Source organism: Brasilonema sennae CENA114 (genome assembly GCF_006968745.1).
Taxonomy (GTDB): Bacteria; Cyanobacteriota; Cyanobacteriia; order Cyanobacteriales; family Nostocaceae; genus Brasilonema; species Brasilonema sennae.
On sequence record NZ_CP030118.1, the window covers coordinates 3,798,560 to 3,821,729 of the forward strand.

Below are 23,170 nucleotides of genomic sequence, written 5' to 3' on the forward strand. Positions count from 1 at the left end.
GCTCTTTGCTACACACTCAATCAGTTTTTTTTCCTATCTTCACATTAAAGATAAGAATTATGAATCAATCTATTTCATTTCGCAATCGTAAGTTCTCCTACTGTAGTAGAGAATAATTTTTTTCATGATTTAGAAATTCAGTTGTTATGAGATCAATCGTTACTTGTCTAGTCTATAAGCAAATTGTCATCTTGTTCAATCTCTTGTATGATATTCTCAGATTGAACTAACGTAGAATCTTTTAAGAGTTGTGAAGTTTGATAGTAATTAGCTTGATATTTGCTGGCATCCTCATGACTGACATTTTGTATCTACCAAATTAACATGTCAATTAGATGACTAAGAGTCAGGGCTGCCATTCGTGAGATTTCGAGTAAAGTAAAAACAAAGGACGTAATTTTCTGGCGCGAATTTTAAATTGTTCACAGTTTGTACGGATGAATGCAAAATATAAGAGCACTGACACATAATTAGTATTGTTTAGGGAGCGCCAAAAGTGAGCCAGTGCTCGACTCGGGTTTCATAGACTACAGCAACTGGGTAATCCGTAAGGTAAAAAAGCCAGAAAGTTAATCCGTATATGCTTTTTTATACACATAAAGCTACAGGAATAAAGTAGTAGCATTTTTGGCTGAGTATATATTAGAAAATTTAAATGAAGTTTAACGAATCAATGTTAATAGCTGTAAAAGTTTACACTTTTTTGCTCGAATGTCTCAGACACCTATGAATAGGTTGGTAGTTTTAAATTTGGGTCAAGGAAATTTATATGAAGGTTTTCCCGTTGTCACAGCATATATTGGGGAAGAAGAGAATATCTATCGAATGAAATTTAGTGCTAGCTTGCCCGCAGCACCAGAAATTCCTGAACTTTATCGCAATTGGAAATCACTTTATTCTGCTTTTTATTACCGTCCGTTTTTACGTCTTGGTGTCGAGGAAATTGACGACATTGACGATACATTTGAAATTGAAGAAGATAGCGTTACTAACATTTCTGAAGTAGAGATTCACGAGTTATGCAAGCAAGTCTACAACTGTTTAAACCGATGGCTCAATTCGGTAGAATTTCGCAAAATTGAACAACAATTACGCACACATTTCCAACCATCTGAGGAGATTCGCTTCATTGTAGAAACAAATGACAGTGTATTGCGACGATTACCCTGGCATCTGTGGAATTTCTTTGACGATTACCCTCTTGCAGAAGTTGCCTTAAGTGCATCCGAGTATCAAAAGCGACAAAAAAGTCAAATAAATCTAAAGTCTACAATTAGAATACTAGCAATATTTGGTAACACTCAAGAAATTGATATTAGTCAGGATAGAATTTTTTTAGAGATTTTACTAACGGGTGCAGAAATTAAATTTTTAGTAGAGCCAACGTTAGACGAGTTTAATAACCAGCTATGGCAACAAAATTGGGATATTCTTTTTTTTGCGGGCCATAGTTCTTGCACTCAAGAAAAAGGTTCCCTACAACTCAATCATAAAGACATAATTACTCTTGACCAATTAAAGTATGGTTTGAAGCAAGCTATCAGTCGTGGATTATATTTGGCGATTTTTAACTCTTGTGATGGTTTGGGGTTGGCACAGCAGCTACAGGAATTACATATTCCTCAAGTTATTGTCATGCGTGAGCCAGTACCGAACGTCATCGCTCAAGAATTTTTAAAGTATTTTCTTACTGAATTTTCACAGGGAGAGTCTTTGTATACTGCGGTACGTTCTGCACGAGAAAGACTCCAAGGATTAGAAGGAGAATATCCCTGCGCCACTTGGTTACCCGTGATTTGCCAAAATCCTGCTGAACCGCCGATGGTTTGGAATCGAGGGGTAGGCTCTTCAGTAGCGATTTCAGAAACTAAACAAGGTTCTGCATCCGATAAAACCTATTCTTTTTCCAGAACAATAAAGCAGAATCTCTTAGATAGACATCGCTTAATTCTTGCAGCCAAGCGTCTCTCTACCCTTCTGCTAGCAAGTGTTCTAGTAGCCAGCAGTATTATAGGGGTGCGTCATTTGGGGATGCTACAACCTTGGGAACTACATTCTTATGACTATTTAATGCATCTGCGATCGCCTAATGAAAAGCCAGACCCGCGTTTATTAATAGTTACTATTGATGAAGCGGATATTCAGTATCAAATCAACAAAAAAATGAATATGCGTTGGTCATTATCAGACCAAGCACTCAGTCAACTCTTGCAAAAACTGAAGCAATATCAACCAGCAACTATTGGTATAGATATTTATCGTGATTTCCCCGTTGATCCTAATTATCCACAATTAAGCGAAGTCTTGCAGCAAGACAAGCGCATATTTACAGTGTGCAAAGTTTCTGCTCCTAATGATGGTGCACCTGATGGGACTCCTGCTTCTCCTAAAGTCTCAAAAGAACGCATTAGTTTTAGTGATTTTGTGGCTGACACAGATGGAGTTCTTCGTCGCCAACTTGTCCAATTAACCCCTCCTTTAAAATCTCCTTGTGCAGCACAATATGCTTTGAGCTTTCAGCTAGCACAGCACTACTTAAATGCACAAGGTATGAAATGGGATATTAATCCCGACAAAAATTTGCAAATAGGAGACACTGTTTTTCAGCGCTTACAATCGCATACAAGCGGCTACCAAGGAGTGGATGCATCAGGATATCAAATCCTGCTCAATTATCGTTCTTTACCCTCTCTGCTTAACATTGCGGAAAAAATCTCTCTCAAAGAACTTCTGAATGAGGAGATTGTTCCTGAGTTATTGCACAAGTCAGTGAAGAATCGCATCGTTCTGATTGGCGTCATCGCCTCCAGTTCTCCTGATGATTGGGAAACTCCATACACTGCTAACGCCCCAGATGAAGAAAAGCAAACCTCAGGCGTATTTTTACAAGCGCACATGGTCAGCCATATTCTCAGTGCTGTTTTGGATGGTAGACCTCTGATGTGGTGGTGGTCGCAATGGTTGGAAGCCTTGTGGGTATGGGGTTGGTCATTGGTGGGCGGTATTATATCTTGGCGAATATTACAGCCACTTCATATAGGATTAGCGATCGCCATAGCGCTGTTGATACTTTTTGGTATCTGCTTTGGTATATTTACTCAAGCGGGGTGGATTCCACTCGTCCCCTCAACATTAGCATTAGTGTCTTGTGCGGTTGTGTTGAAGATACTAGCGTCCACCCATGCTAGCAACAGCAAAAAACGTTGGAACTCTCGAATATGAGCAAAAATAAATTACTTCAAAGACACTATCAACTAGCTTGTAGTATCCTTTTGCTAAGTCTTGGGCTTATGAATAACCCACTACAAGTGCAAGCAAACCCAGAACAATCATTCCAGAATAAAATCACTCACACACCAAACCTTTTTGCCCAGAAATTTCCTGATAACGGTGACCCCAAAGGTCGTCGGCGAGGAGGGACAAGTCGTCGTGATGGATGTCCAAGCTTGAAAAAACCTGTGACTGCTATAGTACCTGGTGAAGAAAAAAATAACAAATCGTTCTTGGGAACAACAGTTGCTGAGTATCCAACATTTTGGGTTTATCTGCCTGAATTACCCACAAACTTGAGTTCTGGGGAGTTTGTCCTTCAGGATGAACAAGGTCATGATATTTATCGAACTCCTCTAACATTGCCACCAAAAGCAGGCATTATAGGTGTTAGCTTACCGCCAAATTCACAATATGCTCTCAAGAAAAACTTAAAATATCACTGGTTCTTCCGAGTTTATTGTGGTGATCCGCAAAAAAAACCTGAGTACTTTTTTGTGGACGCATGGCTGGAACGAGTGGCCCTAACTCCCCAGCTTCAGCAGCAATTAAAGAGTGCAAAATCAGAGGAGTATAAGATCTATGCTGCTAATAATATTTGGTACGACGCGATTACAAATTTAGCAGAACTCCGCCGCACTCCTTCGGACACTGATACGTTAGCTAAAGATTGGACGAGCTTGTTTAAAGCTGTTGACTTGGAAGAACTTGGAGGAGCGCCGATTGTACAACGTTACAGTCCCCAATAATAACGATTTGAGAAACTTAGTGTTTTTTAAAACCAGTTTCTTACAGCGCTTTTGAGGTAGATAGACAACGGGCTTGAGGCTGTCTTTTGCCCTGATCCTACGAAAATCTGTGATTAAATTATAGCGGTTGCCAGGTAGATTAAGACATGAACTCATGAAAAAATATGGAGATTACGAGACTTTCAAACTTTTTGACGAGTTAAGCATTTCTTCGCTGTTAAGCATTCCCTGTTAAGCGTTCCCTAGCTTCTATTAGAAGCTATACATTCATTTTTTTTATTAATTATTTGTTGTTTGGTGAGTGGAGCGATCGCTCCACCCACCAAACTAACCCAAGTTGCGAGTTCTGCTGAAGTGTGATCACCAAAGCGCTCACCTCCCATCTCTCACAACAATCCCCGATAATGAATAAAAACCAAAATAACCGCCCACGATCCCAACGCGACTTTTACTGCGACTAAGATGTTGAGCAGGGGGATAACCCCGCCGCTGAAAAGTGCGCCTAACTCTCCATGGGGTAGTTCCACTCCAGCCAGCGTTACAACCGACAGGACAATGAAAACAAGAACCGAAACCTTCTCCCATGTAGCGGCGTTCCAGCGCTTGTAGATCGCCTGCATCCACTCCGTTGATGAGGTAATCGCAACAAGTCCGATCGCCGTTCCACCAGCCACCCCAGCCGCAAAACCACCGCCCGGACTCAGATGTCCCCGAATCGCTAGCTCAATACCTACCAACGCCGCAATAGTCGCTCCCAGACGCGCCATCACAATGGAGGGTTGATCGGTGAACTGATAAATCGCGCAGAACGGTCTTTCATTCGCCAGCAGAAAATGGGCACCCATTACCGCAATCGTGAATACCACCACTTCAAAGATAGTGTCAAACAGCCGATTCCTAAGAATTATAGCCGTAACCGCATTGGGTACCCCACTATCTTGTACAACCGCTTCGACGATAGAAGAAATATGCGATGAGTCCCCTTCCGGATTGGGTATGAGCAGCATTTTGACGAACAGCGCTATCCCCGCTGCAATGTAAACCCATTTCATTTATGTTCCTCCCCTGAGTCTGGTACATTTACATAGATCAGGATTATCCCTGGTGACGAAACTTCGGTTTGGATGATGTCATAAATGCGTCGGACTCTGATCGCGGTATGTAATGGTTCCTTGTCGGTCTCATACGCTGCGTCGTCTTGGTTATCGTGTTCTGATGGCGAGCGGGGGGCACAGGTCGCATGGACTTCTTTGTCCATCAGCGCTCGATGTAAGGTTTGTGTGTTCGTGTACGGGACTAGCTCAAGACGCATATAGCGTTTGCCGAAAATTGTTCGTAAGTCATCTATGAGTTGCCCAAAACGGCGTTTGGCTTTGTCGTCTTGTACAGAATCTGTTGGTGTATTTTTTAGCACTCCAAGACGCATGACTAGGGATGAACGCACGGCGATCGCATACAGCGTAATCGCCAGCAGGGTACCCATCAATGCTTGGGTCAAAGCAACATCCGCCGCCCCCAAAACCGCATATATCAATGTCGCCACCGCTCCCAGTATTCCCTGGATGACTAGGGCATGGTATGGATTGACCTGAAGTACCACCATCAACGCAGACAACGGCAGCAGGGCGGTTATGACATAGATATCATTGTCATTCATAGTTACCCCCACTACTAGAACAGTATGCCAATACATACCCCAGGACTGTATTCCAGATTGCCAAGGAGATGAGGCCGAGGATGAGCAGCGGCCATTCGTTCGGTCTCTTCAGGAGCAGCCCGATGATGATACTCATCGATCCAAGAGTATCTGCAACTGAAAGACTATGCAGCTTAAATAATACCGATCGCTTGCCCAGTAAGGGAAAGGTTCCCCAAAACCAGAAGAAGATTCCGACACCTATACAGATATAACTAAGCACGTTAATCATACTTCATTGATTCGTTTAAGGACTTGTGCCAACAACATTAATCCGGCATTACCTACGCTCAGGATGATTACCCCTGTAACACCGATCATCCAATCATCCCGCAAGACGGATACAACCAAAATCATGATTGATGTCTTGCTCGCGATACTTGAAAATGCCAACATCGTCTGCCAGATATCATCATCCTTCCAAGCCTCGTAGAAGGGTATGAGTAGAGCCAGAATCATTGCAATTAGTATCAGGTTCATACCTTTTTCCTCTAGTCATTCCTCCGTCGCACCCGATGTACTTCGTACCAGCCATCTTCGTGGTATTTCAAGACAATAGTCTTGGGCGTAAAGGTGATCAGGAATATATCCAGGAATATGAGTCCGGGCGTCCGTTGTGGTTTGACTCGTTCCATAACGACATCTTCGTGGTTATGCGGACGGATGATTATTTCCAATGCCTCAACATACGCCTGCACAATCGCCACGATGACCTCACCCAGTGCCCGCAACCAATCCTTTAACGCTCCTGGCGTTTTGGGGCGTCCCGGCAATAGAAGTGCGATGCTGACGCCAATGATGATATTTGCTACACTCAGATTGGCGGTGAGCAGAAACCAGATAGCCAATCGTAATATCAGATTCAGATATCCAATCATGCCATTACCATCCAGAAGAGCAGGAGCAACATTAGACTCATCACACCGATCAGATGGTCAAATTGCTCAAGTACACGCGGCAGCTTAAGTACTGAGCGTCGAAAAATCAAAAAATACCCCAACCATCCAACGCCGATGATTGCCAGGGATTTCACGATATTCGCAACGGTATACGCCTCGTAATACACAACATTTGCCGCAATCAGCCCACCGATCAAGAAAATCACCGCTGTCCAGAAACCAGGCTTTACATCCCCTTGTCCCCCAAGCGGCAGAAATATAAATTTGGCATAGACGATCGCCGTTCCCACCGCCGCAACATTCATGACGATCTCCTGAGCGGGTACGAGATTCTTCAGGGTCAACATCTTAGCCCCAAAGCCAACGAACAAGGGAAAACCCGAAATCGAGAGGCTGGTAATGACCAGGGCAATCCAGATTGCGGTATTGATCGGCTTGTGTTGCAGCTCATTGAGGTTTCGGGTCGGTAAGGCACCCGCTATCAGAAAGAGCGCCGATTTGACCAGTCCGTGCGCAAGCGCATAAAAGCCTCCCACGCCCGGTGCGGCGAGAATCCAGCCTAACTGCGAAATCGTGCTCAACGCTAGCATTCGCTTGGTATCCTTTTCAAAGACTGCATAGAACACTCCCAGAAGTGCGGTTCCAACTCCGAAGATTCTAATGATCGGATCAAGCTGATCGACAATCAGAGCACAACGCACCAACGGATAGACACCGGCTTTGACCACAATTCCCGACAGCAATGCCGACACTGGCGTCTCCGATTCGGAGTGAGTCAACGGTAACCACAATCCCGATACAAAGACCCCCCCTTTTGTCAATAGTCCCAAAAAGATCAGGGCAAGCGCTTCTGGAGGTGCCACACCTAAACCTGAAAAACTAAACGAATGATGTGCCTGATAGACCAGCACTGCGCCCACCAGATAAAAAAGCATTCCCACGTTGCTGACAAACAGATAGCGCAAACCAACCCAAATTGATCGGTCGGATCGGGAATGGGTAATCAGGAGAAAGGCAGCAATACCGCTGACTTCTAACGCCACGTATAAACTCACAAAGTCGGAACAGACGAACGCGGCATTGACGCTGCCATGCAATATGATGGTCTGGGCATAGAAATAAGCCGTCTTACCGCTGTGCCAACAGTAGAGGATGACCGCAGCCGTTACCAGCGCATTGGTCAAGATAAAGTAGCCGCTTAACTGATCGACCAATAATGTGACACCGAAATTATCCAGTAACTGTAGTGTCAGTGGCAATGGCTCGACAAATAGCTGCAACGCATATGCAGCCGAAATCAGAGTCAGCAAGAGTGCGAGATATCGGTCAAGCTTGGGGAGCAGATAAATGGTGAACCCCACAAAAAATGGTAGTGCAATCCAGGCGATCGTAATGGTACTCATGGCATATTGTTCTTCTCGATCTCGTTGCTTTCCAATGTCGGATTATCCCGTGCCAGCTTCATAACACCAACCAGCATTAAGGACTGAATCGAAAAGCCGATCACAATCCCTGTCAATATGACCGCCTGGGGAACCGGATCGGCGTAAGCCACATTCTTGACACTTGAAATAATTGGTGTGAACAAGCCCTCTCGCGATGCAATCACCACGTAATAGGCGATAACCCCTGTGCTCATGACATCCATAGAGACGATTTTCATGACCAGGTTCTTTTTTAAGATGATCCCGAAAAAACCACACAATATTGTTGCTAATACACATGCTTCTAACACGGGAATTGCCTGTTGGGTAAGGGTTAGTCGTAATTACTGTTCAGAAAAAAGACTATTTATGATTAATAGTTTTATTATTCTGAGGCATTGAGGACAGATAAAAGGCTGCTTTTTACATACACTTTACCTATACCCTGCCACCGTTAGACTGATCACGGTCCTAGTCATCACTACGGTTTTCGGTCTCGTCAACTCAGAAATCAGACGTTAGCATGCCTCAAAAAAAGGCAGCAAAAAAACCAACATAGACTGCACCATAAAGTCCAGCCACAGGTTCAGCACCACAAGCAAGACTAAAGACCAGTGCTAGAGGAAGGGAAACAATTACAGCAGTTAGATCACCAAACACATCACCACGCAGGTTCCCAAGGTGGATACGGTTTATGGTCTGCGTGGTATTACACCTAGCAGGATTTGACATATGGTTACTATTGAAATGAGTCTATGCCTGAATCAAAAAATGCGCTTTAAACTTATAAGTAAATGTACCATAGGAAGCTAGACAAAGGGGAGTATTTGGAGATTTTGAATTGTCGATGATATCCCAAAGCATTACTTATGCTTGTATATTATTGATTCCTCTTTTGTTAGTTGACAAAAATGCCAAATATTATATTTATTTTTTAGACAAGTAAGTGAAGCTCAAACCTCTCCTCTTCTTAGATATCCAATCATGGACCATTAATCCACGTCCAAGACAAAATGCTTAAAAGTCTTTAGTGTTACAAAGTATACTATTTTCGCTCAATTACTTATAATTCGTCATTGCGAATGGAGCGTAAGCGCAAAGCGCACGCTAAGAGCGAACGCGCAGCGTGTCCCCTTGGGCGCTGCTTTGTATGCCTACCGCACGCCTTACGTCTAAAGCCCTCTGGGCGTGCGCTTTGCGCATACACTTCATTTCATTACGCTCGCAATGACAACTAATTATCCGGACTTGATATTACACACGAGTTACGAAAAAACAAAATTGTGAGATTGCTTCCTTACGTCGCAATGACACAACTACGTTTTCCTTGCGTAAGTCCTGTTTGTATAAAACCGCTCCTGGAAGCTTTCCGGTATATCCCATCGTTGCAACCTTTTGACCACCCAAAGGGATTTTGTTAAGTTTTAATATCAAAAAGCCTGAATATATATTCATCTGTTCTATTATTCAACTTACAACGAGTTAGGAGAAAATTATGACTACCGTAACCCAGATGAAATGCGCTTGTGAACCTTGCCTGTGTATTGTTTCACTAGAGAATGCGGTTAAAAAAGATGATCAATACTACTGCTCAGAAGCGTGTGCAGAAGGGCATAAGACTATGAAAGGCTGCGGTCATGGCGGCTGCGGTTGTTAAAAAAGTACTAAGAATTAAGGATTGGGGACTAGGAAAGACAATTCCTAGTCCCCAATTTTTTCTCCTCAGTGCTGAGTATTCAATTTATAGGTTTGACATCACATCTCGTGCTACTTTTAGAGTCTGCTCAATATCTTCTTCGGTATGGGCAATAGAAGTAAACCCTGCCTCAAATTGAGATGGTGCCAGATAAATCCCTCGTTCTAACATTCCACGGTGGAAGCGTCCGAATTTACTTGTATCAGACTTTTTGGCGTCCTCGTAGTTATGGACTGGTCCATTGGTGAAGAATAGACCAAACATCCCACTGATTTGACCTCCACAAGCTGGGTGACCTGTTTCTTTGGCAACTTGCAGCAAGCCATCGGCTAACTTTTTCGTAATACTGTCCAAATAATCGTATGTACCTGGTTTTTGCAGCAATTCGAGTGTTTTAATTCCAGCAGTCATTGCTAAGGGGTTACCAGAAAGAGTCCCAGCTTGATACACAGGACCATTCGGAGCAACCATTGACATAATATCGCGACGACCGCCGTAAGCTCCTACTGGCAAACCACCGCCGATAACTTTGCCTAAAGTTGTTAAATCAGGGGTGACGCCAAACTTCTCCTGTACGCCGCCGTAAGCAATTCGGAAACCCGTCATAACCTCATCAAACACTAACAATGCCCCATGTTCTTGGGTCAGTTCTCGTAGACCTTCTAGGAAACCCGCATCAGGGGGAATAAACCCAGCATTGCCAACGATTGGCTCTAGAATCACACCAGCAATTTGGTCGCGGTTTTCCTCAAACAGGGCTTTGACAGCTTCTAGGTCATTGAAAGGAGCATTTAGGGTATTGCTGGTAGCCGATTTGGGTACGCCAGGAGAATCTGGTAAACCAAGTGTGGCGACACCAGAGCCAGCCTTTACTAAGAACATATCGGCGTGACCGTGGTAACAGCCCTCGAACTTAATGAGTTTATCGCGTCCTGTGAAAGCCCGCATTAAACGCAGCACTGCCATACAAGCTTCTGTGCCGGAGTTAACAAATCTTACCATTTCGATACTAGGAACGGCATCGATGACCATTTCTGCTAGTACATTTTCTAGCAAGCTGGGCGCACCAAAGCTCGTTCCTTTTTCCAAGGCTTGATGCAGTGCTGCAATCACTTCAGGATGGGCATGACCGCAAATAGCTGGTCCCCAGGTTCCCACATAGTCAATGTACTGGTTACCATCCACATCCCAAATGTATGCGCCATTAACTCGATCAAAAACAATCGGTTGTCCGCCCACGGATTTGAAAGCTCGGACGGGAGAACTGACTCCCCCTGGCATAAGATTTTGGGCAGCAGCAAAGATTTCTTGTGATTTTGTAGTTTTAATAGTTGTATTTACCAAGATAATCTCCTAGAGTGGTTAATAAAAAGCTCTATCCTAGGATAGGAGTAAATGTCGTCTGAAATTCATATCCTAGTAAAATACCTAGTTAAATAGCTGAACCTAGAAAGTAACAATATGTTATACAAGTCCAACCAAGACTTGCCTTTAGACATCCGCACTCGTTTTTCGGAAGCATACCAAGATTTGTACCGAGCTGCTTTTAACTCGGCCATTCATTGGTACGGTGAGGCACCAAAAGCTCACCAAGTAGCGTTGAGTGCAGTTAAAATGCAATCGGCGATGTATAAAAACTTTGTTTAAAAGCTGGAAGTTCGGTAATGAGTTAGAAAATACATACCAGATCCAATCTCTAGAATGGTATCGTGAACCCATGAACTATTTCTGAAAAAACGAAGCGACTGGTATGTTTTCTTCCGATTTGCATTTAACACACGACACCATCCCGGTTGAAAGAATTCGTTACGATGAAAAGGGTTTAGTGCCAGCAATTGTCCAAGATTATCTGGATGGCACTATCTTGATGATGGCCTGGATGAATCAACAGTCGCTACAAAAGACTTTGGAAACAGGTGAAACTTGGTTTTGGAGTCGTTCCCGGCAGGAGTTATGGCACAAGGGAGCAACTTCAGGGCATATCCAGAAAGTGAAAACTATGCGTTACGACTGCGATAGTGATGCGATTTTGCTGGGGGTAGAGCAGATAGGAGATATAGCCTGCCACACGGGTGAGCGCAGTTGTTTTCACAAAGTGGATGGAAGTATTGTGCCGGCACCCGGAGATACATTGTCGCAATTGTTTGCTGTGATTTGCGAGCGCCGCGATAATCCACAACAAGACTCTTACACCTGTAAGTTACTTGCAGGGGGCGATAACAAGATTTTGAAGAAAATTGGTGAGGAATCTGCTGAGGTGGTCATGGCTTTTAAGGATGATGACCCAGATGGTATTGCTTCTGAAGTTGCTGATTTACTGTACCACACTCTTGTGGCATTAGCTCATCATAAAGTTGATTTGAAGGCAGTTTATCAGAAGTTGCAACAGCGCCGGAAATGATTTCTACAACCCCTCTAACGCGCTTAACTTTAAGCTTGAAACAAAACCGATAGCAAGGGGGTTGGCGGTCTGTTGCAGGGGGAAAAAACTAGGTTTTACTCAAGGCGCGCTCTCTAGTACAGTTAGTTGAGCAGAAAATATATCATGAGTAATTGCCAAAAACCTTGAGCTTTTGGTAACACAAAGCCTGTCGCTTAGCCATAAAATCGCTAGAAATGTACTAATTTGACATCTTTAAAATTGATTTTTCGTTTCATCCTCTGTATTACAGTTCAAATTCAGATTTTTTGTAATTCTTATCATTGAGTAGAATTTTCCTCACTGATTCCACAGACTTTCCACAGCTACTTGCGGACTTTTCCACAGTTGATTAGTTATGTAACAAGCTTTTAGTTTTTTACTGTGGATTTCTTTGTGTTGCAAGTGAGCATCTAATACTACTGAGTTAATATTAAATTCTGTAAAGAAAAGTAGTGGCAAACCTGGTTTTTTCGTAAAGATTTATTTCTGAAAAATTTCTGCGTAACATTTGGCAGCATTGACAAACCCACCCCCTTTTAACGCAAAATGATGCGACTTGCTTTTTTAGTCCGTTAAACTGCTGTGTAAATCTACCTAAACTTTTGCTAAAGATTATGGGACAAGGTCAGGGTTGGGCAAAGTCTCGACAAAACTGGACAACCATTAAAAAATCTACTTGTCTAACGAGTAAACTTTGCCCAGTTTGGCGATTGATTGAGAATAATCGCAATAATCTTCGTATTAGAACCCGCCAAACTGTCAAGGAAGTCCCCCGTTTTGTCAAGAAAATGCACTATGGCTTACTAGAAGCAAGTTACCTCTATTAGAGAACTTTAAAGGAGACGAATCTTATGAATCCAAGAGTTAGCATATTTACAGAAATCCCTGAAACACTTGATGAATCGCTGAAAAACTACTTGGAAACACATCCAGACTGGGATCAAAACCGTGTGTTGACAGCAGCACTGTCCTTGTTTTTACTTCAAAATGGAGATAGCGATCGCCGTGCTGCACGGGTTTATCTGGAAACTTTATTTCATCAGTGCTAAGTAGAAATTTATTCTCTGCATCAGGGCTTTCAGTAAGACTTGCAATTGATGAACCATGAATTGTTTTGTGATATCTGGCACACTGTTTACAAGGAAACAACGCCTTTTTTTGAGTCCGACAACTGCTAATAAAGGCTTAGTTTGTAGTAGAAAACCAAAGCTTTAACCTTTTGCGGTAATTCCCCATCCTTCCACAGGGTGGGGATGTAAGGCAGGCACTACCTGACGTCGTAACCAAACAAATTCGGATCGACTTCTCCCAACTGCAAATCACCTAAACCATACTCCGCCCAACGCCTCTCAACCATTGCTGCCACTTCTGGATCTGACTCTAAAGGCGCACCCCATTCATGTTCGATTTCCGGGGGAATCTTGGTTGTTGCATCAATTCCCATTCTTCCTCCTAAACCAATCTTCTCGCTGGCAAAATCCAAACTATCAAATGGGGTGTTGGGCAAAATAAACACATCTCGTGTGGGGTCAACTTTGGAACTAATTGCCCACACCACCTGACGCGGATCTCTGATATTAATATCTTTATCTACGACAATCACAAACTTAGTGTAGGTGAACTGTGGCAAAGCACTCCAAAAAGCAAGAGCTGCGCGTCGCGCTTGTCCTGGATATGATTTATCTATAGATATAATCGCCGCTTTGTAACTCAAAGCTTCCATTGGTAAGAAGAAATCGACAATTTCTGAAACTTGTTGTCGCAAAATCGGGGTGTAGATGCGGTTGAGTGCGATCGCCATCATCGCTTCTTCTTTCGGTGGACGTCCGCTAAATGTGGTTAAATAAATCGGGTCTTTGCGATGCGTCATACATTGGAAGCGAATCAGAGGGGAATCTTCCACGCCGCCATAATAACCCATGTGGTCCCCAAAAGGACCATCTGGCAAAATCTCCCCTGGTGTAATTGTTCCTTCGAGAACAAATTCTGAATCTGCTGGGACTTCTAAATCTACTGTTTTACACTTTGCTAACTGTACGCCAGAACCGCCGTAAAGTCCAGCAAATAACCATTCTGATAAATCTACAGGTATTGGTGTGGCAGCTGCCATGATAATCAGGGGATCTACACCGAGGGCGATCGCCACCTCTAATTTTTTCCCACGTTCTGCCGCTTTGCGTAAATGTCTTGCCCCACCCCGCACCGATAACCAATGAACAGTCATCGTATTTTTTGATTGTAATTGCAGGCGATACACACCCACATTTGGTGTCCCTGTTTCACAGTCCCTGGTAATTACAAGTCCCAGCGTAATAATCTTGCCTGCATCACCAGGATAAGGGCGTATCAAAGGCAACTTTTCAAAATCCAACTCATCACCTTGAATCACCACTTGCTGACAAGCAGGGAAAAAATCTCGTCCCGGTTTCGCCTTCAGCACATCGAACAGCACTTTACCAAACTCCACCGCCTGAGAAATCTTCTTGGGTGGTTTTGGTTGTTGCAGCATTGCCAACTTTTTCCCTAATTCTTCCAACTCCTGTGGATGCTGCATATTCATTGCCCAGCATATCCGTTCCACTGTACCCAGCAAATTTACCGCCACAGGGAAAGAAGCGCCTTTGACATTTTCAAATAGGAGTCCGGGGCCACCTTTTTGCAGCATTCGGTTAGAAATTTCAGCAATTTCTAAATCTGAGTCAACCAGGGCGGAAATTCGCCGTAATTGTCCTCTTTCTTCCAGAAGTTTGATAAATCCCCGTAAATCTCTTGCCATTGTTCCAAAAAATAAATATTTAAGAAGTGTGAAGCGTTCTCTTATATTATTTATGACAGAGAGGGCAAGTTGGAGTAATAACTCTACAATACTTCTGCTTGCTTGAACTTTAAAAAGGAAAAGTAGCAGTAAAAATTTTCATGCTTGCTTCTTGATTATCACCCAGATCAGTACCTTTAAAGTCCAGATATTAGGTAGCAATAATGTCGATACGCGTAGCGTCAAGCGTATGGGCAAAGCGCACGCTGCGCTAACGACTGAGCGCTCAGGCCGAAGTCCTCCCGCTTATCGCCCCAGGCTATTTCCAAATCAACAATTGATGCAAAGATTGAAGAAGAACTGGCGGCAGGTTGTGCTATCAAGAGAAGAAAATCAAGCAAACAGGCTCCGAAGAACGAATGACTAGTTCAACTAACCAACAAATTTTACTTAAAACCCGCCCAGTTGGAGAACCAAAAGAGAGTGATTTCGCCCTGGTGGAAAACCCAATACCAGAACCAGGGGAAGGCGAAGTTCTTAACCGTACGATCTACCTGTCCCTCGATCCCTATATGCGCGGTCGAATGAGCGATCGCGAATCTTATGTTGCCCCGGTGGAGTTGGCATCCGTGATGGTCGGTGGCACAGTTAGCCAAGTGATCAAATCTAACCATCCCCAATTCTCAACTGGAGATTTTGTGCTGGGTTATGACGGCTGGCAAGCCTATGCCGTATCGAAAGGGGAAACTTTACGTAAGCTTGACCCAAATCAAGCGCCGATCTCTTATGCGTTGGGCATAACGGGGATGCCCGGAATGACCGCATATTTTGCTCTGCTTGATGTTGGGCAACCCAAAGCTGGTGAAACGGTTGTTGTTTCTGCTGCTTCTGGTGCAGTCGGTTCTATAGTTGGTCAAATTGCCAAAATAAAAGGCTGTCGGGCTGTAGGGGTGGCTGGGAGTGACGCGAAATGCGATTATGCGGTGAAAGAATTGGGTTTTGATGCCTGCATAAACCGCAAAACTCAAGAACTGAGTTCAGCACTAAAAGATGCTTGCCCTAATGGTATTGATATTTACTTTGACAATACGGCTGGTGCAATTTTAGAAGCTGTGTTGCAGCAGATTAATCTTGGGGCAAGAATACCATTAGTTGGTTTAATTTCACAATATAACGCAGAAAATCCTCCCCCTGGTCCTAATTTGATGCCCTTGTTGATTAAACGTGCTTTAATCAAAGGTTTTCTTGTTTTAGATTACCAACACCGTCAAACAGAGTTCTTAAACGATGTTTCTCAGTGGTTGCGCGAAGGTAAGCTCAAGTATAAAGAAGACATTGTAGAGGGTCTGGAAAACGCCTCTCACGCCTTCATCGGTTTACTACAGGGGAAAAACTTTGGCAAACTGATTGTCAAGGTCAATAACGACCCCACACAATAAGCATACCTAATCAACGAGTTACAAGCAATTTTAGAAGCCTTTGAGTAAGCTGAATGAATAGACGCTTACTCCGTCCTAGGGCTAACTTCAACCTGTAGACAGATATTTTACTATGATATTTTTTCTAGCATTCGAGCTACAGTTACAACTTTAAAGATGTAGATATGAGGCTGAGGTTAAAACGCCGATTGTTTGGTCAGTTTGCGATCGCAACCACATTTGGAACTATGGTGGAGAGTCTCAAAGCGAAGACCCTGGCTCAATCAAAGCCTCAGTCTCGTCCTCCATCAGCGATATCCCCTGATCCGAGTAGTTTTGTTGACATCAAACTGCGTGTAAATGGAACAGAACACGCGCTAAAAATCGAACCTCGTGTAACACTACTTGATGTGCTGCGTGAACGTCTGAATCTGACTGGGTCGAAAAAGGGCTGCGATCACGGTCAGTGCGGTGCTTGTACGGTATTAGTTGATGGGCGGCGCGTTAACTCGTGCCTGACTTTTGCTATTATGCACACTGACGCAAAAATCACAACTATCGAAGGACTGGCACAAGGAGAAAATCTACATCCCATGCAAGCTGCGTTTATTGCTCGCGATGCGTTTCAGTGCGGCTACTGCACACCGGGACAGATTTGTTCGGCGGTGGGTTTGGTGAACGAAAAACACGCTAAATCTGATGCTGATATTCGGGAACTGATGAGTGGCAATATCTGCCGTTGCGGTGCTTATCCAAATATCGTGAATGCTGTGCGCGATGTATTAGAGGGAAAAAAGGATGCAGCCGTTTAGCTATAAGAAAGCAGGAGGAGCGGACAATGCTGTAGCATTGGTTAGTCCACAGGAGCAAGCCGCATACCTGGCAGGGGGAACTAGCCTAATCGATTTGATGAAGCTGAATGTCCAGACACCACAACAGTTGGTTGACATTAACCCACTCCCCCTAAGCAAGATAGAAATGCACAACAACGGTGTACGAATTGGAGCAATGGCACGTAATAGCGACGTTGCTTATGATGCAATGATTCGCGAGCGTTACCCTGTGCTGTCAGAAGCGTTGCTGTCTGGGGCTTCGCCGCAACTGCGGAACATGGCATCGGTGGGCGGAAATTTGCTACAACGTACTCGTTGCTACTACTTCCGCGATACTGCGTTTCCCTGTAATAAGCGTGTTCCCGGTTCTGGCTGTCCCGCAATTGAGGGCCATAATCGGATTCACGCGATTCTCGGCGGCAGCGATCGCTGTATTGCCACTCATCCTTCTGATATGGCTGTAGCAATGGTAGCACTTGATGCCGTTGTACAGATACGAGGTTCAAAGGGAGAGCGCAGTGTTCCGCTGGTTGATTTTCACCTCTTACCGGGCGAGACACCAGAACGGGAGACAGTTCTGCAACACGGAGAGTTAATTGTTGCCGTTGATTTGCCTGGTTCACCGTTTGCGAGGCGATCGCACTATTTGAAAGTCCGCGATCGCGCTTCCTACGCCTTTGCAATGGCATCGGTTGCAACTGCATTAGATATTCAAAATGGGATCATTCGTTCAGCACGCATTGCCCTCGGTGGGGTAGGAACAAAGCCCTGGCGTGCCTACGCTGCGGAAAAATTGCTCGTCAACAAGCCAGCAAACGAGGCAACGTTTCAAGCGGCGGCGAATGCAGCTGTCGCTGGATCTAAACCGCAAAAATACAACGGCTTTAAAGTAGAACTGACTAAACGTACAATTGTTCGGGCGCTCTTCACGGTGGGAGGGATGGCGTGAATACTGGGGATAAAAATGGAGTTATCGGCAAACCGGTTAACCGAGTCGATGGACATCTCAAGGTGACTGGCGGCGCACGCTATGCGGCTGAGTTTCCGGTAGCAAAAATGACTTATGGGGTGACAATTCAAAGCACGATCGCCAAAGGTAAAATTACCCAAATTGATACAAAGGCTGCGGAGCAAGTACCAGGTGTGCTAGCAGTGATTACCCACCTCAACGCGCCGAAAGCTTCAGGCGAAAAGGGTGGTGGTCGCAAGTTGCAACTGCTGCAAGATAACATTGTGCTTTATAGTGGTCAGCATATTGGTATCGTGGTTGCAGATACTTTTGAACGAGCAATGCACGCCGCCTCACTCGTAAAAGTCCGCTATCAGGAAGAAAAACCGACCATACATATGAAGGATAACCTCGACAAGGCATATGTACCTGGAGGGAAAATTCCTAGAAACGAGCCACCTGACAAATCTCACGGCGATGTTGCCCAAGCATTAACGACAGCCGCTGTCCGCGTTGAGGAAACTTATACCACCCCGGTGGAAAATCACAATCCGATGGAACCTCATGCCACAACCGCAGTTTGGCAAGGCAATCAATTGTTAGTATATGATGCGACTCAGGGAATCTTTTCGGCTCAACAAAAAATTGCCGGAGCATTGGGAATTGAGCCAGCAAATATCCGCCTGATGTCTTACTATGTCGGCGGTGGTTTCGGTTGCAAAGGATCGGCTTGGTCGCACGTACCTCTAGCAGCAATGGCGGCACGCCAGGTGAATCGCCCAGTCAAGCTGGTGCTGGGACGGATACAGATGTATGGTCCTGTTGGCTTTCGACCAGAGACAATTCAACAGGTTTCTTTGGGCGCAACCCGTGACGGAAAATTAACCGCACTGCGACATAGTGGAACGTCGCAAACTTCAACCTTCGATGAATTTATCGAACCGGTTGGTAAAAGCGCAGGCATGCTCTATGCTTGCCCAAATATCGAAACCAGCCACCGTCTAGTTCAGCTTGATCAGGGAACACCAACCTACATGCGTGCCCCTGGCGAAGCTTCAGGCTCGTTCGCCTTAGAATCGGCAATAGACGAACTGGCTTACAAACTTAACATTGATCCAATAGAATTGCGTTTGCGTAACTATGCTGAGGTTGATCCTAGCAACAAATTACCTTGGTCAAGCAAATCACTGAGAGAATGTTATAAAGTAGGTGCACAACGGTTTGGTTGGCAAAAGCGTAATCCCAAGCCCCGTTCGATGCGAGACGGTAATTATTTGATTGGTTGGGGAATGGCAACGGCGACATATCCCACGAATCGTTCTCCAGCATCGGCGATCACCCAAATTATGGCAGACGGTACAGCCCTTGTCCGCAGTGGTTCACAGGATATTGGCACGGGAACCTATACCGTCATGACTCAAGTGGCGGCGCAAGCACTTGGTTTACCAGTTGAGAAAATCCGCTTTGAACTGGGCGATACGAATATGCCAGAAACTCCCGTTTCTGGTGGCTCACAAACAGCTGCTAGTGTAGGAACGGCGGTGCATTTGGCGGGAAATGAAGCTCGCAGTAAGCTTTTGCAACTAGCACTAGCCGATCAAGCATCACCGCTGTATGGTGCAAATGCTGAGGATGTTATTGCTGAAAATGGCAGTTTGTTTTTAAAAAATAAATCGTCCAAAAGTGAAACTTATGCAGGAATTTTGGCACGACATAAGATGAAAATGATTGAAGCGCGTGCAGATGCCAAACCTGGAGAGGAAAAACAGAAGTATTCCATGCATTCTTTCGGCGCACAGTTTGCCGAAGTGCGAGTTAACCCTGATTCAGGTGAAATTAGGGTGACGCGCTGGGTTGGTGCCTTTGGCGTTGGACGTATACTCAATGCCAAAACAGCCGACAGTCAGCTCATCGGTGGGATTGTTTATGGGATCGGGATGGCGCTGATGGAACACACACTCACAGATCCTAATCGGGGACGTGTTGTAAATGCAGATTTAGCAGAGTATCATGTACCAGTGAATGCAGACGTTCCGCCTATTGAGGTGTTGTTCGTTGATGAAAACGATCCTCATATCAACCCGCTTGGAGTCAAAGGAGTTGGTGAAATAGGGATAACTGGAGTTGCGGCGGCGATCGCCAATGCTGTTTATCATGCAACAGGCAAGCGCATCCGGGATTTGCCAATTACACTAGACAAGCTTTTGTAGATAGAAAATGCGATGATCGCACAAACGATGAAAGCTCAATCACACCATCGGCGATCGCTACATGACCAGTATGAGCAAAAAGTTCATACGCGGCAATGATATACTTTAGTTTCTTTTGAGAATCAGTAGAAGTCTCAGGGCTGATGACGACTGAAGTAGAATTTGGTACTGTTAGGTCGCAATCACTGTAGTTACATTCGTGACCGAGATGAGTAGTCGAACAGCCCGCTCCTACGCTTTCCTGTCGATTGCAGCGGCGATCGTCACCATTGCCCTGAAGTTTGGCGCTTACCTGCTAACGGGGTCAGTGGGGCTGCTTTCAGATGCTATTGAGTCTATTGTAAATCTCGTGGCAGCATTGATAGCACTGTGGGCATTGACCTATGCTGCTAAACCAGCCGATGCCGAACACGCCTTTGGGCATTCTAAAGCCGAATACTTCTCCAGTGGTGCTGAAGGTGCGTTGATTGTAGTAGCTGCCATCAGCATTGCTGTTGAAGCTTGGGGACGCTTGTTGCATCCAGAACCGTTAACACAGCTGGGCTTGGGCTTGGCACTCTCTCTATTTGCAACCGCAATCAACGGCGTTGTTGCCTTTGTCTTGCTACGGGCAGGGCGACGCTTGCGTTCCATTACACTCAGAGCTGATGCTCACCATTTATTTACCGATGTGGTGACTTCGGGTGGTGTGGTAGTTGGAATCTTCCTCGTCAAGGTAACAGGCGCTTTCGTGCTTGATTCAATCGTCGCACTGATAGTAGCAGCAAATATTACGTGGACAGGATTTCGTTTGCTACGCGAAACCAGTAGCGCATTACTGGATGCAGCTTTACCTAAAGAAGAAATTGACGCAATTGAAAGCATCCTTAACGAGTACAAACGCCAGCACATCCAGTTCCATGCCTTGCGAACCCGCACCGCTGGAAACCGCAGCTTTGTCTCCTTCCATGTTCTTGTGCCTGGATCTTGGACAGTGCAACAAGGACATGATTTGTGCGAGGCTATTGAGCTTGCTATTCTTCGGGTGTTGCCTTTAACCCACATTACAACTCACTTGGAACCTTTAGAAGATCGAGTTTCCTGGGAAGATCAGGAGTTGGAGCGTGCGAGCAATCAGCAAATGCAAGGATAACTGCATCAGAGATTAATTGCTGCCGTTGAGCTTTAAGGAATTGGGCGATAGCGTCCGATACAACACGCCAACTTTTATGCGTGCCCCTGGCGAAGCTTGTGGAATGTTCGCGTTAGAATCAGCAATGGAGGAATTAGCGATCGCCTTGAATATCGATCCACTTACTCTGTGCTTGATTAAGCACGCCGATATCAATCCCCAAGTAGCTCAACCCTGGTCGAGCAAGTACCTGAAAGAATGTTACCTTGACAAATTAATGCCTTGATAAAAAGCGCAGAAATAGTGTTCTTATAGCGATTCGTAAAAGCGCAGGTAGGTAGACATTATCTACTTAACCCTACTGTATTAAAAGAATAAGCAATACAAATGAACGAATTACAAGCAATTTTAACAGCCTTCGAGTCTAGTCAAAAAAGTGGTGATATTAGTTTCCTGGCGACTGTAGTTAAAACTCAAGGTTCAACCTACCGCCGACCTGGTGCCAAAATGTTAATGACAGGTACAGGTCAGATAGTGGGAACAATTAGCGCTGGTTGTTTGGAAAACGATGTGTTCGAGTATACCCGCCAACGCATGGCAGACGGCAAACCGATTGTTGTTACTTACGATAACACCGCCTCTGAGGATATTCTGTGGGGCTTTGGTTTGGGATGCAACGGTGTAGTGCAAGTTCTGATCGAACGTCTGGAAAACGAAAGCACACCGAATGCGATCGCTTTTATAAAAGAGTGTCTAAATAACAAACATCTCGGTATTATAGCGACAGTCTTTGCTTCAGAAGGTGCAGTTGATCTAAAACTAGGCTCACGCTTACTGCTGTATCCAAACAGTAAAATTATCACCGACATTGAAGATGCAAATTTAACTCAATCTTTAATTGCAGATGCCCAAGCAGCGCTTGTCAATCAAAAGTCCAGCGTGAACAACTATCAGTTACCTTTTGGCAGTGCAGAAGTTTTTATTGAAGTCATCCAACCACCTACACCCTTAGTGATATTTGGTGCAGGTTATGACGCTGTACCCGTAGCACAGTTTGCGGAAGCATTGGGTTGGCAAGTTACTGTAGTTGATTGTCGGGCTAACGAGGCAACTAGAGCGCGATTTCCAATGACTTGTGAGGTGATTCTTAGCCGCCGAGAGATTCTAGAAAAACAGGTATTTATAGATACTGGGACAGTGACTGTGGTCATGACACATAATTACCTTGATGATTTGGAAATTATGAAAACATTGCTACCATCTCCTGCACGCTACATTGGCGTTTTAGGGCCAAAGCATCGTACAGAAAAATTGCTGCAAGATTTAGAAGGACAAGGAATAGTTTGTACCACTGAACAATTAGAAAGATTGCACAGTCCTGTAGGAATTGATATCGGTGCAGAAACACCAGCAGAAATTGCGATCGCTATCATTGCAGAAATTCAAGCAGTACTCAAAAATCATAATGGTGGTTTTTTAAGAAATCGCAATCAACCAATTCACCAATATGATGAAAGTAACTTTAATAAACTTCTTGTAAAAGTCGGGTAAAGGTCAAAGGTTAAAGGTTAAAGGTTTTATATTTTTCCTTTCCCTTTCTCCCTTAACTCAGATCTTGCACCTCGGACTGAGTACGCCCATAACTCAAGTTCGTGGCTCATAAACACGCGTCCGTTAAAACGGACTGCGTAAGTTATTTTAGTCCGTTTTAACGGACTTGGACTTTGAGCCAAGAAAT

The 23,170-nt window shown here is 44.5% G+C and carries 24 protein-coding genes and 1 pseudogene; 14 read left to right on the forward strand and 11 right to left on the reverse strand.

The features are described from left to right. The first annotated feature begins 711 nt into the window (after positions 1-711). Both DP114_RS16120 and DP114_RS16125 read left to right on the forward strand, forming a co-directional pair. Positions 712-3,222 carry a CHASE2 domain-containing protein gene (locus tag DP114_RS16120; protein ID WP_246163223.1) on the forward strand — a complete coding sequence of 837 codons (2,511 nt, stop codon included), beginning with the start codon at positions 712-714 and terminating at the stop codon, positions 3,220-3,222. Positions 3,223-3,290: 68 nt separating this feature from the next. Then, positions 3,291-4,019 (forward strand): DUF928 domain-containing protein, encoded by a 729-nt coding sequence (locus DP114_RS16125; protein WP_246163226.1) that lies wholly within the window; start codon positions 3,291-3,293, stop codon positions 4,017-4,019. A gap of 242 nt (positions 4,020-4,261) precedes the next feature. On the opposite strand, the gene DP114_RS16130 is transcribed toward DP114_RS16125, so the two are convergent. The 9 genes and pseudogenes from DP114_RS16130 to DP114_RS16170 all read right to left on the reverse strand — a co-directional run. Further along, a complete protein-coding gene (locus DP114_RS16130; protein ID WP_169265620.1) occupies positions 4,262-4,402 on the reverse strand; it encodes a hypothetical protein in 141 nt (46 codons plus the stop codon). A 3-nt stretch (positions 4,403-4,405) separates the two neighbouring features. Then, entirely contained in the window at positions 4,406-5,071 is a 666-nt protein-coding gene (locus DP114_RS16135; RefSeq protein ID WP_171976573.1) for a Na(+)/H(+) antiporter subunit B, read from the reverse strand. Next, positions 5,068-5,676 (reverse strand): DUF4040 domain-containing protein, encoded by a 609-nt coding sequence (locus DP114_RS16140; RefSeq protein WP_171976574.1) that lies wholly within the window; start codon positions 5,674-5,676, stop codon positions 5,068-5,070. The genes DP114_RS16135 and DP114_RS16140 overlap by 4 nt, the downstream gene beginning before the upstream one ends. Continuing rightward, positions 5,669-5,947: a monovalent cation/H(+) antiporter subunit G gene (locus tag DP114_RS16145; protein ID WP_169265618.1), complete on the reverse strand. Its 279-nt coding sequence runs from the start codon at positions 5,945-5,947 to the stop codon at positions 5,669-5,671. Before DP114_RS16145 ends, DP114_RS16140 begins: the two co-directional genes overlap by 8 nt. After that, positions 5,944-6,195, reverse strand: a complete 252-nt coding sequence (locus DP114_RS16150; protein WP_169265617.1) for a hypothetical protein — start codon at positions 6,193-6,195, stop codon at positions 5,944-5,946. The genes DP114_RS16145 and DP114_RS16150 overlap by 4 nt, the downstream gene beginning before the upstream one ends. A gap of 11 nt (positions 6,196-6,206) precedes the next feature. Beyond that, positions 6,207-6,593 (reverse strand): Na+/H+ antiporter subunit E, encoded by a 387-nt coding sequence (locus DP114_RS16155; protein WP_169265616.1) that lies wholly within the window; start codon positions 6,591-6,593, stop codon positions 6,207-6,209. Beyond that, positions 6,590-8,017, reverse strand: a complete 1,428-nt coding sequence (locus tag DP114_RS16160) for a cation:proton antiporter (RefSeq protein WP_171976575.1) — start codon at positions 8,015-8,017, stop codon at positions 6,590-6,592. The genes DP114_RS16155 and DP114_RS16160 overlap by 4 nt, the downstream gene beginning before the upstream one ends. Further along, positions 8,014-8,349, reverse strand: coding sequence for a cation:proton antiporter subunit C (locus DP114_RS16165; RefSeq protein WP_169265614.1), 336 nt, complete (start codon positions 8,347-8,349; stop codon positions 8,014-8,016). Before DP114_RS16165 ends, DP114_RS16160 begins: the two co-directional genes overlap by 4 nt. A gap of 135 nt (positions 8,350-8,484) precedes the next feature. Continuing rightward, positions 8,485-8,770, reverse strand: a pseudogene (locus tag DP114_RS16170) (SulP family inorganic anion transporter); the annotation flags it as partial. Between the two features lie 781 nt (positions 8,771-9,551). On the opposite strand from DP114_RS16170, the gene DP114_RS16175 reads away from it, so the two are divergent. Further along, positions 9,552-9,695 carry a metallothionein gene (locus DP114_RS16175; RefSeq protein ID WP_465251449.1) on the forward strand — a complete coding sequence of 48 codons (144 nt, stop codon included), beginning with the start codon at positions 9,552-9,554 and terminating at the stop codon, positions 9,693-9,695. An 84-nt stretch (positions 9,696-9,779) separates the two neighbouring features. On the opposite strand, the gene hemL is transcribed toward DP114_RS16175, so the two are convergent. Beyond that, the gene (gene hemL, locus DP114_RS16180) at positions 9,780-11,078 is read right to left on the reverse strand and encodes a glutamate-1-semialdehyde 2,1-aminomutase (protein WP_169265612.1); all 1,299 of its coding nucleotides are present in this window, start codon (positions 11,076-11,078) and stop codon (positions 9,780-9,782) included. A 117-nt stretch (positions 11,079-11,195) separates the two neighbouring features. Here hemL and DP114_RS16185 point away from each other — a divergent pair, with 117 nt between their 5' ends. The 4 genes from DP114_RS16185 (at position 11,196) to DP114_RS16200 (ending at position 13,205) form a co-directional block, all read left to right on the forward strand. Continuing rightward, on the forward strand, positions 11,196-11,381 hold the full coding sequence (locus tag DP114_RS16185) for a ChaB family protein (RefSeq protein WP_169265611.1): 186 nt from the start codon (positions 11,196-11,198) through the stop codon (positions 11,379-11,381). A gap of 103 nt (positions 11,382-11,484) precedes the next feature. Then, positions 11,485-12,135 (forward strand): bifunctional phosphoribosyl-AMP cyclohydrolase/phosphoribosyl-ATP diphosphatase HisIE, encoded by a 651-nt coding sequence (gene hisIE / locus DP114_RS16190; RefSeq protein ID WP_171976576.1) that lies wholly within the window; start codon positions 11,485-11,487, stop codon positions 12,133-12,135. A gap of 635 nt (positions 12,136-12,770) precedes the next feature. Next, the gene (locus DP114_RS16195; RefSeq protein WP_169265609.1) at positions 12,771-12,983 is read left to right on the forward strand and encodes a hypothetical protein; all 213 of its coding nucleotides are present in this window, start codon (positions 12,771-12,773) and stop codon (positions 12,981-12,983) included. Positions 12,984-13,007: 24 nt separating this feature from the next. Further along, the gene (locus DP114_RS16200) at positions 13,008-13,205 is read left to right on the forward strand and encodes a DUF2811 domain-containing protein (protein ID WP_169265608.1); all 198 of its coding nucleotides are present in this window, start codon (positions 13,008-13,010) and stop codon (positions 13,203-13,205) included. 218 nt (positions 13,206-13,423) lie between these two features. On the opposite strand, the gene DP114_RS16205 is transcribed toward DP114_RS16200, so the two are convergent. Then, positions 13,424-14,932, reverse strand: a complete 1,509-nt coding sequence (locus DP114_RS16205; protein WP_171976577.1) for a UbiD family decarboxylase — start codon at positions 14,930-14,932, stop codon at positions 13,424-13,426. Positions 14,933-15,330: 398 nt separating this feature from the next. On the opposite strand from DP114_RS16205, the gene DP114_RS16210 reads away from it, so the two are divergent. The 7 genes from DP114_RS16210 to DP114_RS16240 all read left to right on the forward strand — a co-directional run bounded on the left by DP114_RS16210 (position 15,331) and on the right by DP114_RS16240 (position 22,983). Further along, positions 15,331-16,350 carry an NADP-dependent oxidoreductase gene (locus DP114_RS16210; RefSeq protein ID WP_171976578.1) on the forward strand — a complete coding sequence of 340 codons (1,020 nt, stop codon included), beginning with the start codon at positions 15,331-15,333 and terminating at the stop codon, positions 16,348-16,350. 164 nt (positions 16,351-16,514) lie between these two features. Then, positions 16,515-17,141, forward strand: coding sequence for a (2Fe-2S)-binding protein (locus DP114_RS16215; RefSeq protein ID WP_169265605.1), 627 nt, complete (start codon positions 16,515-16,517; stop codon positions 17,139-17,141). Beyond that, entirely contained in the window at positions 17,128-18,111 is a 984-nt protein-coding gene (locus tag DP114_RS16220) for an FAD binding domain-containing protein (protein ID WP_171976579.1), read from the forward strand. The genes DP114_RS16215 and DP114_RS16220 overlap by 14 nt, the downstream gene beginning before the upstream one ends. Continuing rightward, positions 18,108-20,321 carry a xanthine dehydrogenase family protein molybdopterin-binding subunit gene (locus tag DP114_RS16225; RefSeq protein WP_171976580.1) on the forward strand — a complete coding sequence of 738 codons (2,214 nt, stop codon included), beginning with the start codon at positions 18,108-18,110 and terminating at the stop codon, positions 20,319-20,321. Before DP114_RS16220 ends, DP114_RS16225 begins: the two co-directional genes overlap by 4 nt. A 208-nt stretch (positions 20,322-20,529) precedes the next feature. Further along, positions 20,530-21,453 (forward strand): cation diffusion facilitator family transporter, encoded by a 924-nt coding sequence (locus DP114_RS16230; RefSeq protein ID WP_169265602.1) that lies wholly within the window; start codon positions 20,530-20,532, stop codon positions 21,451-21,453. A gap of 76 nt (positions 21,454-21,529) precedes the next feature. Then, complete coding sequence (locus DP114_RS16235) at positions 21,530-21,718, forward strand: molybdopterin-dependent oxidoreductase (protein ID WP_169265601.1); 189 nt, start codon at positions 21,530-21,532, stop codon at positions 21,716-21,718. Between the two features lie 101 nt (positions 21,719-21,819). After that, entirely contained in the window at positions 21,820-22,983 is a 1,164-nt protein-coding gene (locus tag DP114_RS16240; protein ID WP_169265600.1) for an XdhC family protein, read from the forward strand. Positions 22,984-23,170 lie beyond the last annotated feature (187 nt).

Excerpts from the sequence above, each read along its gene's own strand:
- DP114_RS16120 (WP_246163223.1), top strand. The coding sequence starts at position 712 with ATGTCTCAGACACCTATGAATAGGTTGGTAGTTTTAAATTTGGGTCAA.
- DP114_RS16215 (WP_169265605.1), top strand. The coding sequence starts at position 16,515 with ATGAGGCTGAGGTTAAAACGCCGATTGTTTGGTCAGTTTGCGATCGCA.
- DP114_RS16145 (WP_169265618.1), bottom strand. The coding sequence starts at position 5,947 with ATGATTAACGTGCTTAGTTATATCTGTATAGGTGTCGGAATCTTCTTC.
- hisIE (WP_171976576.1), top strand. The coding sequence starts at position 11,485 with ATGTTTTCTTCCGATTTGCATTTAACACACGACACCATCCCGGTTGAA.
- DP114_RS16140 (WP_171976574.1), bottom strand. The coding sequence starts at position 5,676 with ATGAATGACAATGATATCTATGTCATAACCGCCCTGCTGCCGTTGTCT.
- DP114_RS16235 (WP_169265601.1), top strand. The coding sequence starts at position 21,530 with ATGCGTGCCCCTGGCGAAGCTTGTGGAATGTTCGCGTTAGAATCAGCA.
- DP114_RS16135 (WP_171976573.1), bottom strand. The coding sequence starts at position 5,071 with ATGAAATGGGTTTACATTGCAGCGGGGATAGCGCTGTTCGTCAAAATG.
- DP114_RS16185 (WP_169265611.1), top strand. The coding sequence starts at position 11,196 with ATGTTATACAAGTCCAACCAAGACTTGCCTTTAGACATCCGCACTCGT.
- DP114_RS16205 (WP_171976577.1), bottom strand. The coding sequence starts at position 14,932 with ATGGCAAGAGATTTACGGGGATTTATCAAACTTCTGGAAGAAAGAGGA.
- DP114_RS16160 (WP_171976575.1), bottom strand. The coding sequence starts at position 8,017 with ATGAGTACCATTACGATCGCCTGGATTGCACTACCATTTTTTGTGGGG.
- DP114_RS16240 (WP_169265600.1), top strand. The coding sequence starts at position 21,820 with ATGAACGAATTACAAGCAATTTTAACAGCCTTCGAGTCTAGTCAAAAA.
- DP114_RS16210 (WP_171976578.1), top strand. The coding sequence starts at position 15,331 with ATGACTAGTTCAACTAACCAACAAATTTTACTTAAAACCCGCCCAGTT.
- DP114_RS16155 (WP_169265616.1), bottom strand. The coding sequence starts at position 6,593 with ATGATTGGATATCTGAATCTGATATTACGATTGGCTATCTGGTTTCTG.
- DP114_RS16195 (WP_169265609.1), top strand. The coding sequence starts at position 12,771 with ATGGGACAAGGTCAGGGTTGGGCAAAGTCTCGACAAAACTGGACAACC.
- DP114_RS16125 (WP_246163226.1), top strand. The coding sequence starts at position 3,291 with ATGAATAACCCACTACAAGTGCAAGCAAACCCAGAACAATCATTCCAG.
- DP114_RS16220 (WP_171976579.1), top strand. The coding sequence starts at position 17,128 with ATGCAGCCGTTTAGCTATAAGAAAGCAGGAGGAGCGGACAATGCTGTA.
- DP114_RS16130 (WP_169265620.1), bottom strand. The coding sequence starts at position 4,402 with ATGGGAGGTGAGCGCTTTGGTGATCACACTTCAGCAGAACTCGCAACT.
- DP114_RS16150 (WP_169265617.1), bottom strand. The coding sequence starts at position 6,195 with ATGAACCTGATACTAATTGCAATGATTCTGGCTCTACTCATACCCTTC.
- DP114_RS16175 (WP_465251449.1), top strand. The coding sequence starts at position 9,552 with ATGAAATGCGCTTGTGAACCTTGCCTGTGTATTGTTTCACTAGAGAAT.
- DP114_RS16200 (WP_169265608.1), top strand. The coding sequence starts at position 13,008 with ATGAATCCAAGAGTTAGCATATTTACAGAAATCCCTGAAACACTTGAT.
- DP114_RS16230 (WP_169265602.1), top strand. The coding sequence starts at position 20,530 with ATGAGTAGTCGAACAGCCCGCTCCTACGCTTTCCTGTCGATTGCAGCG.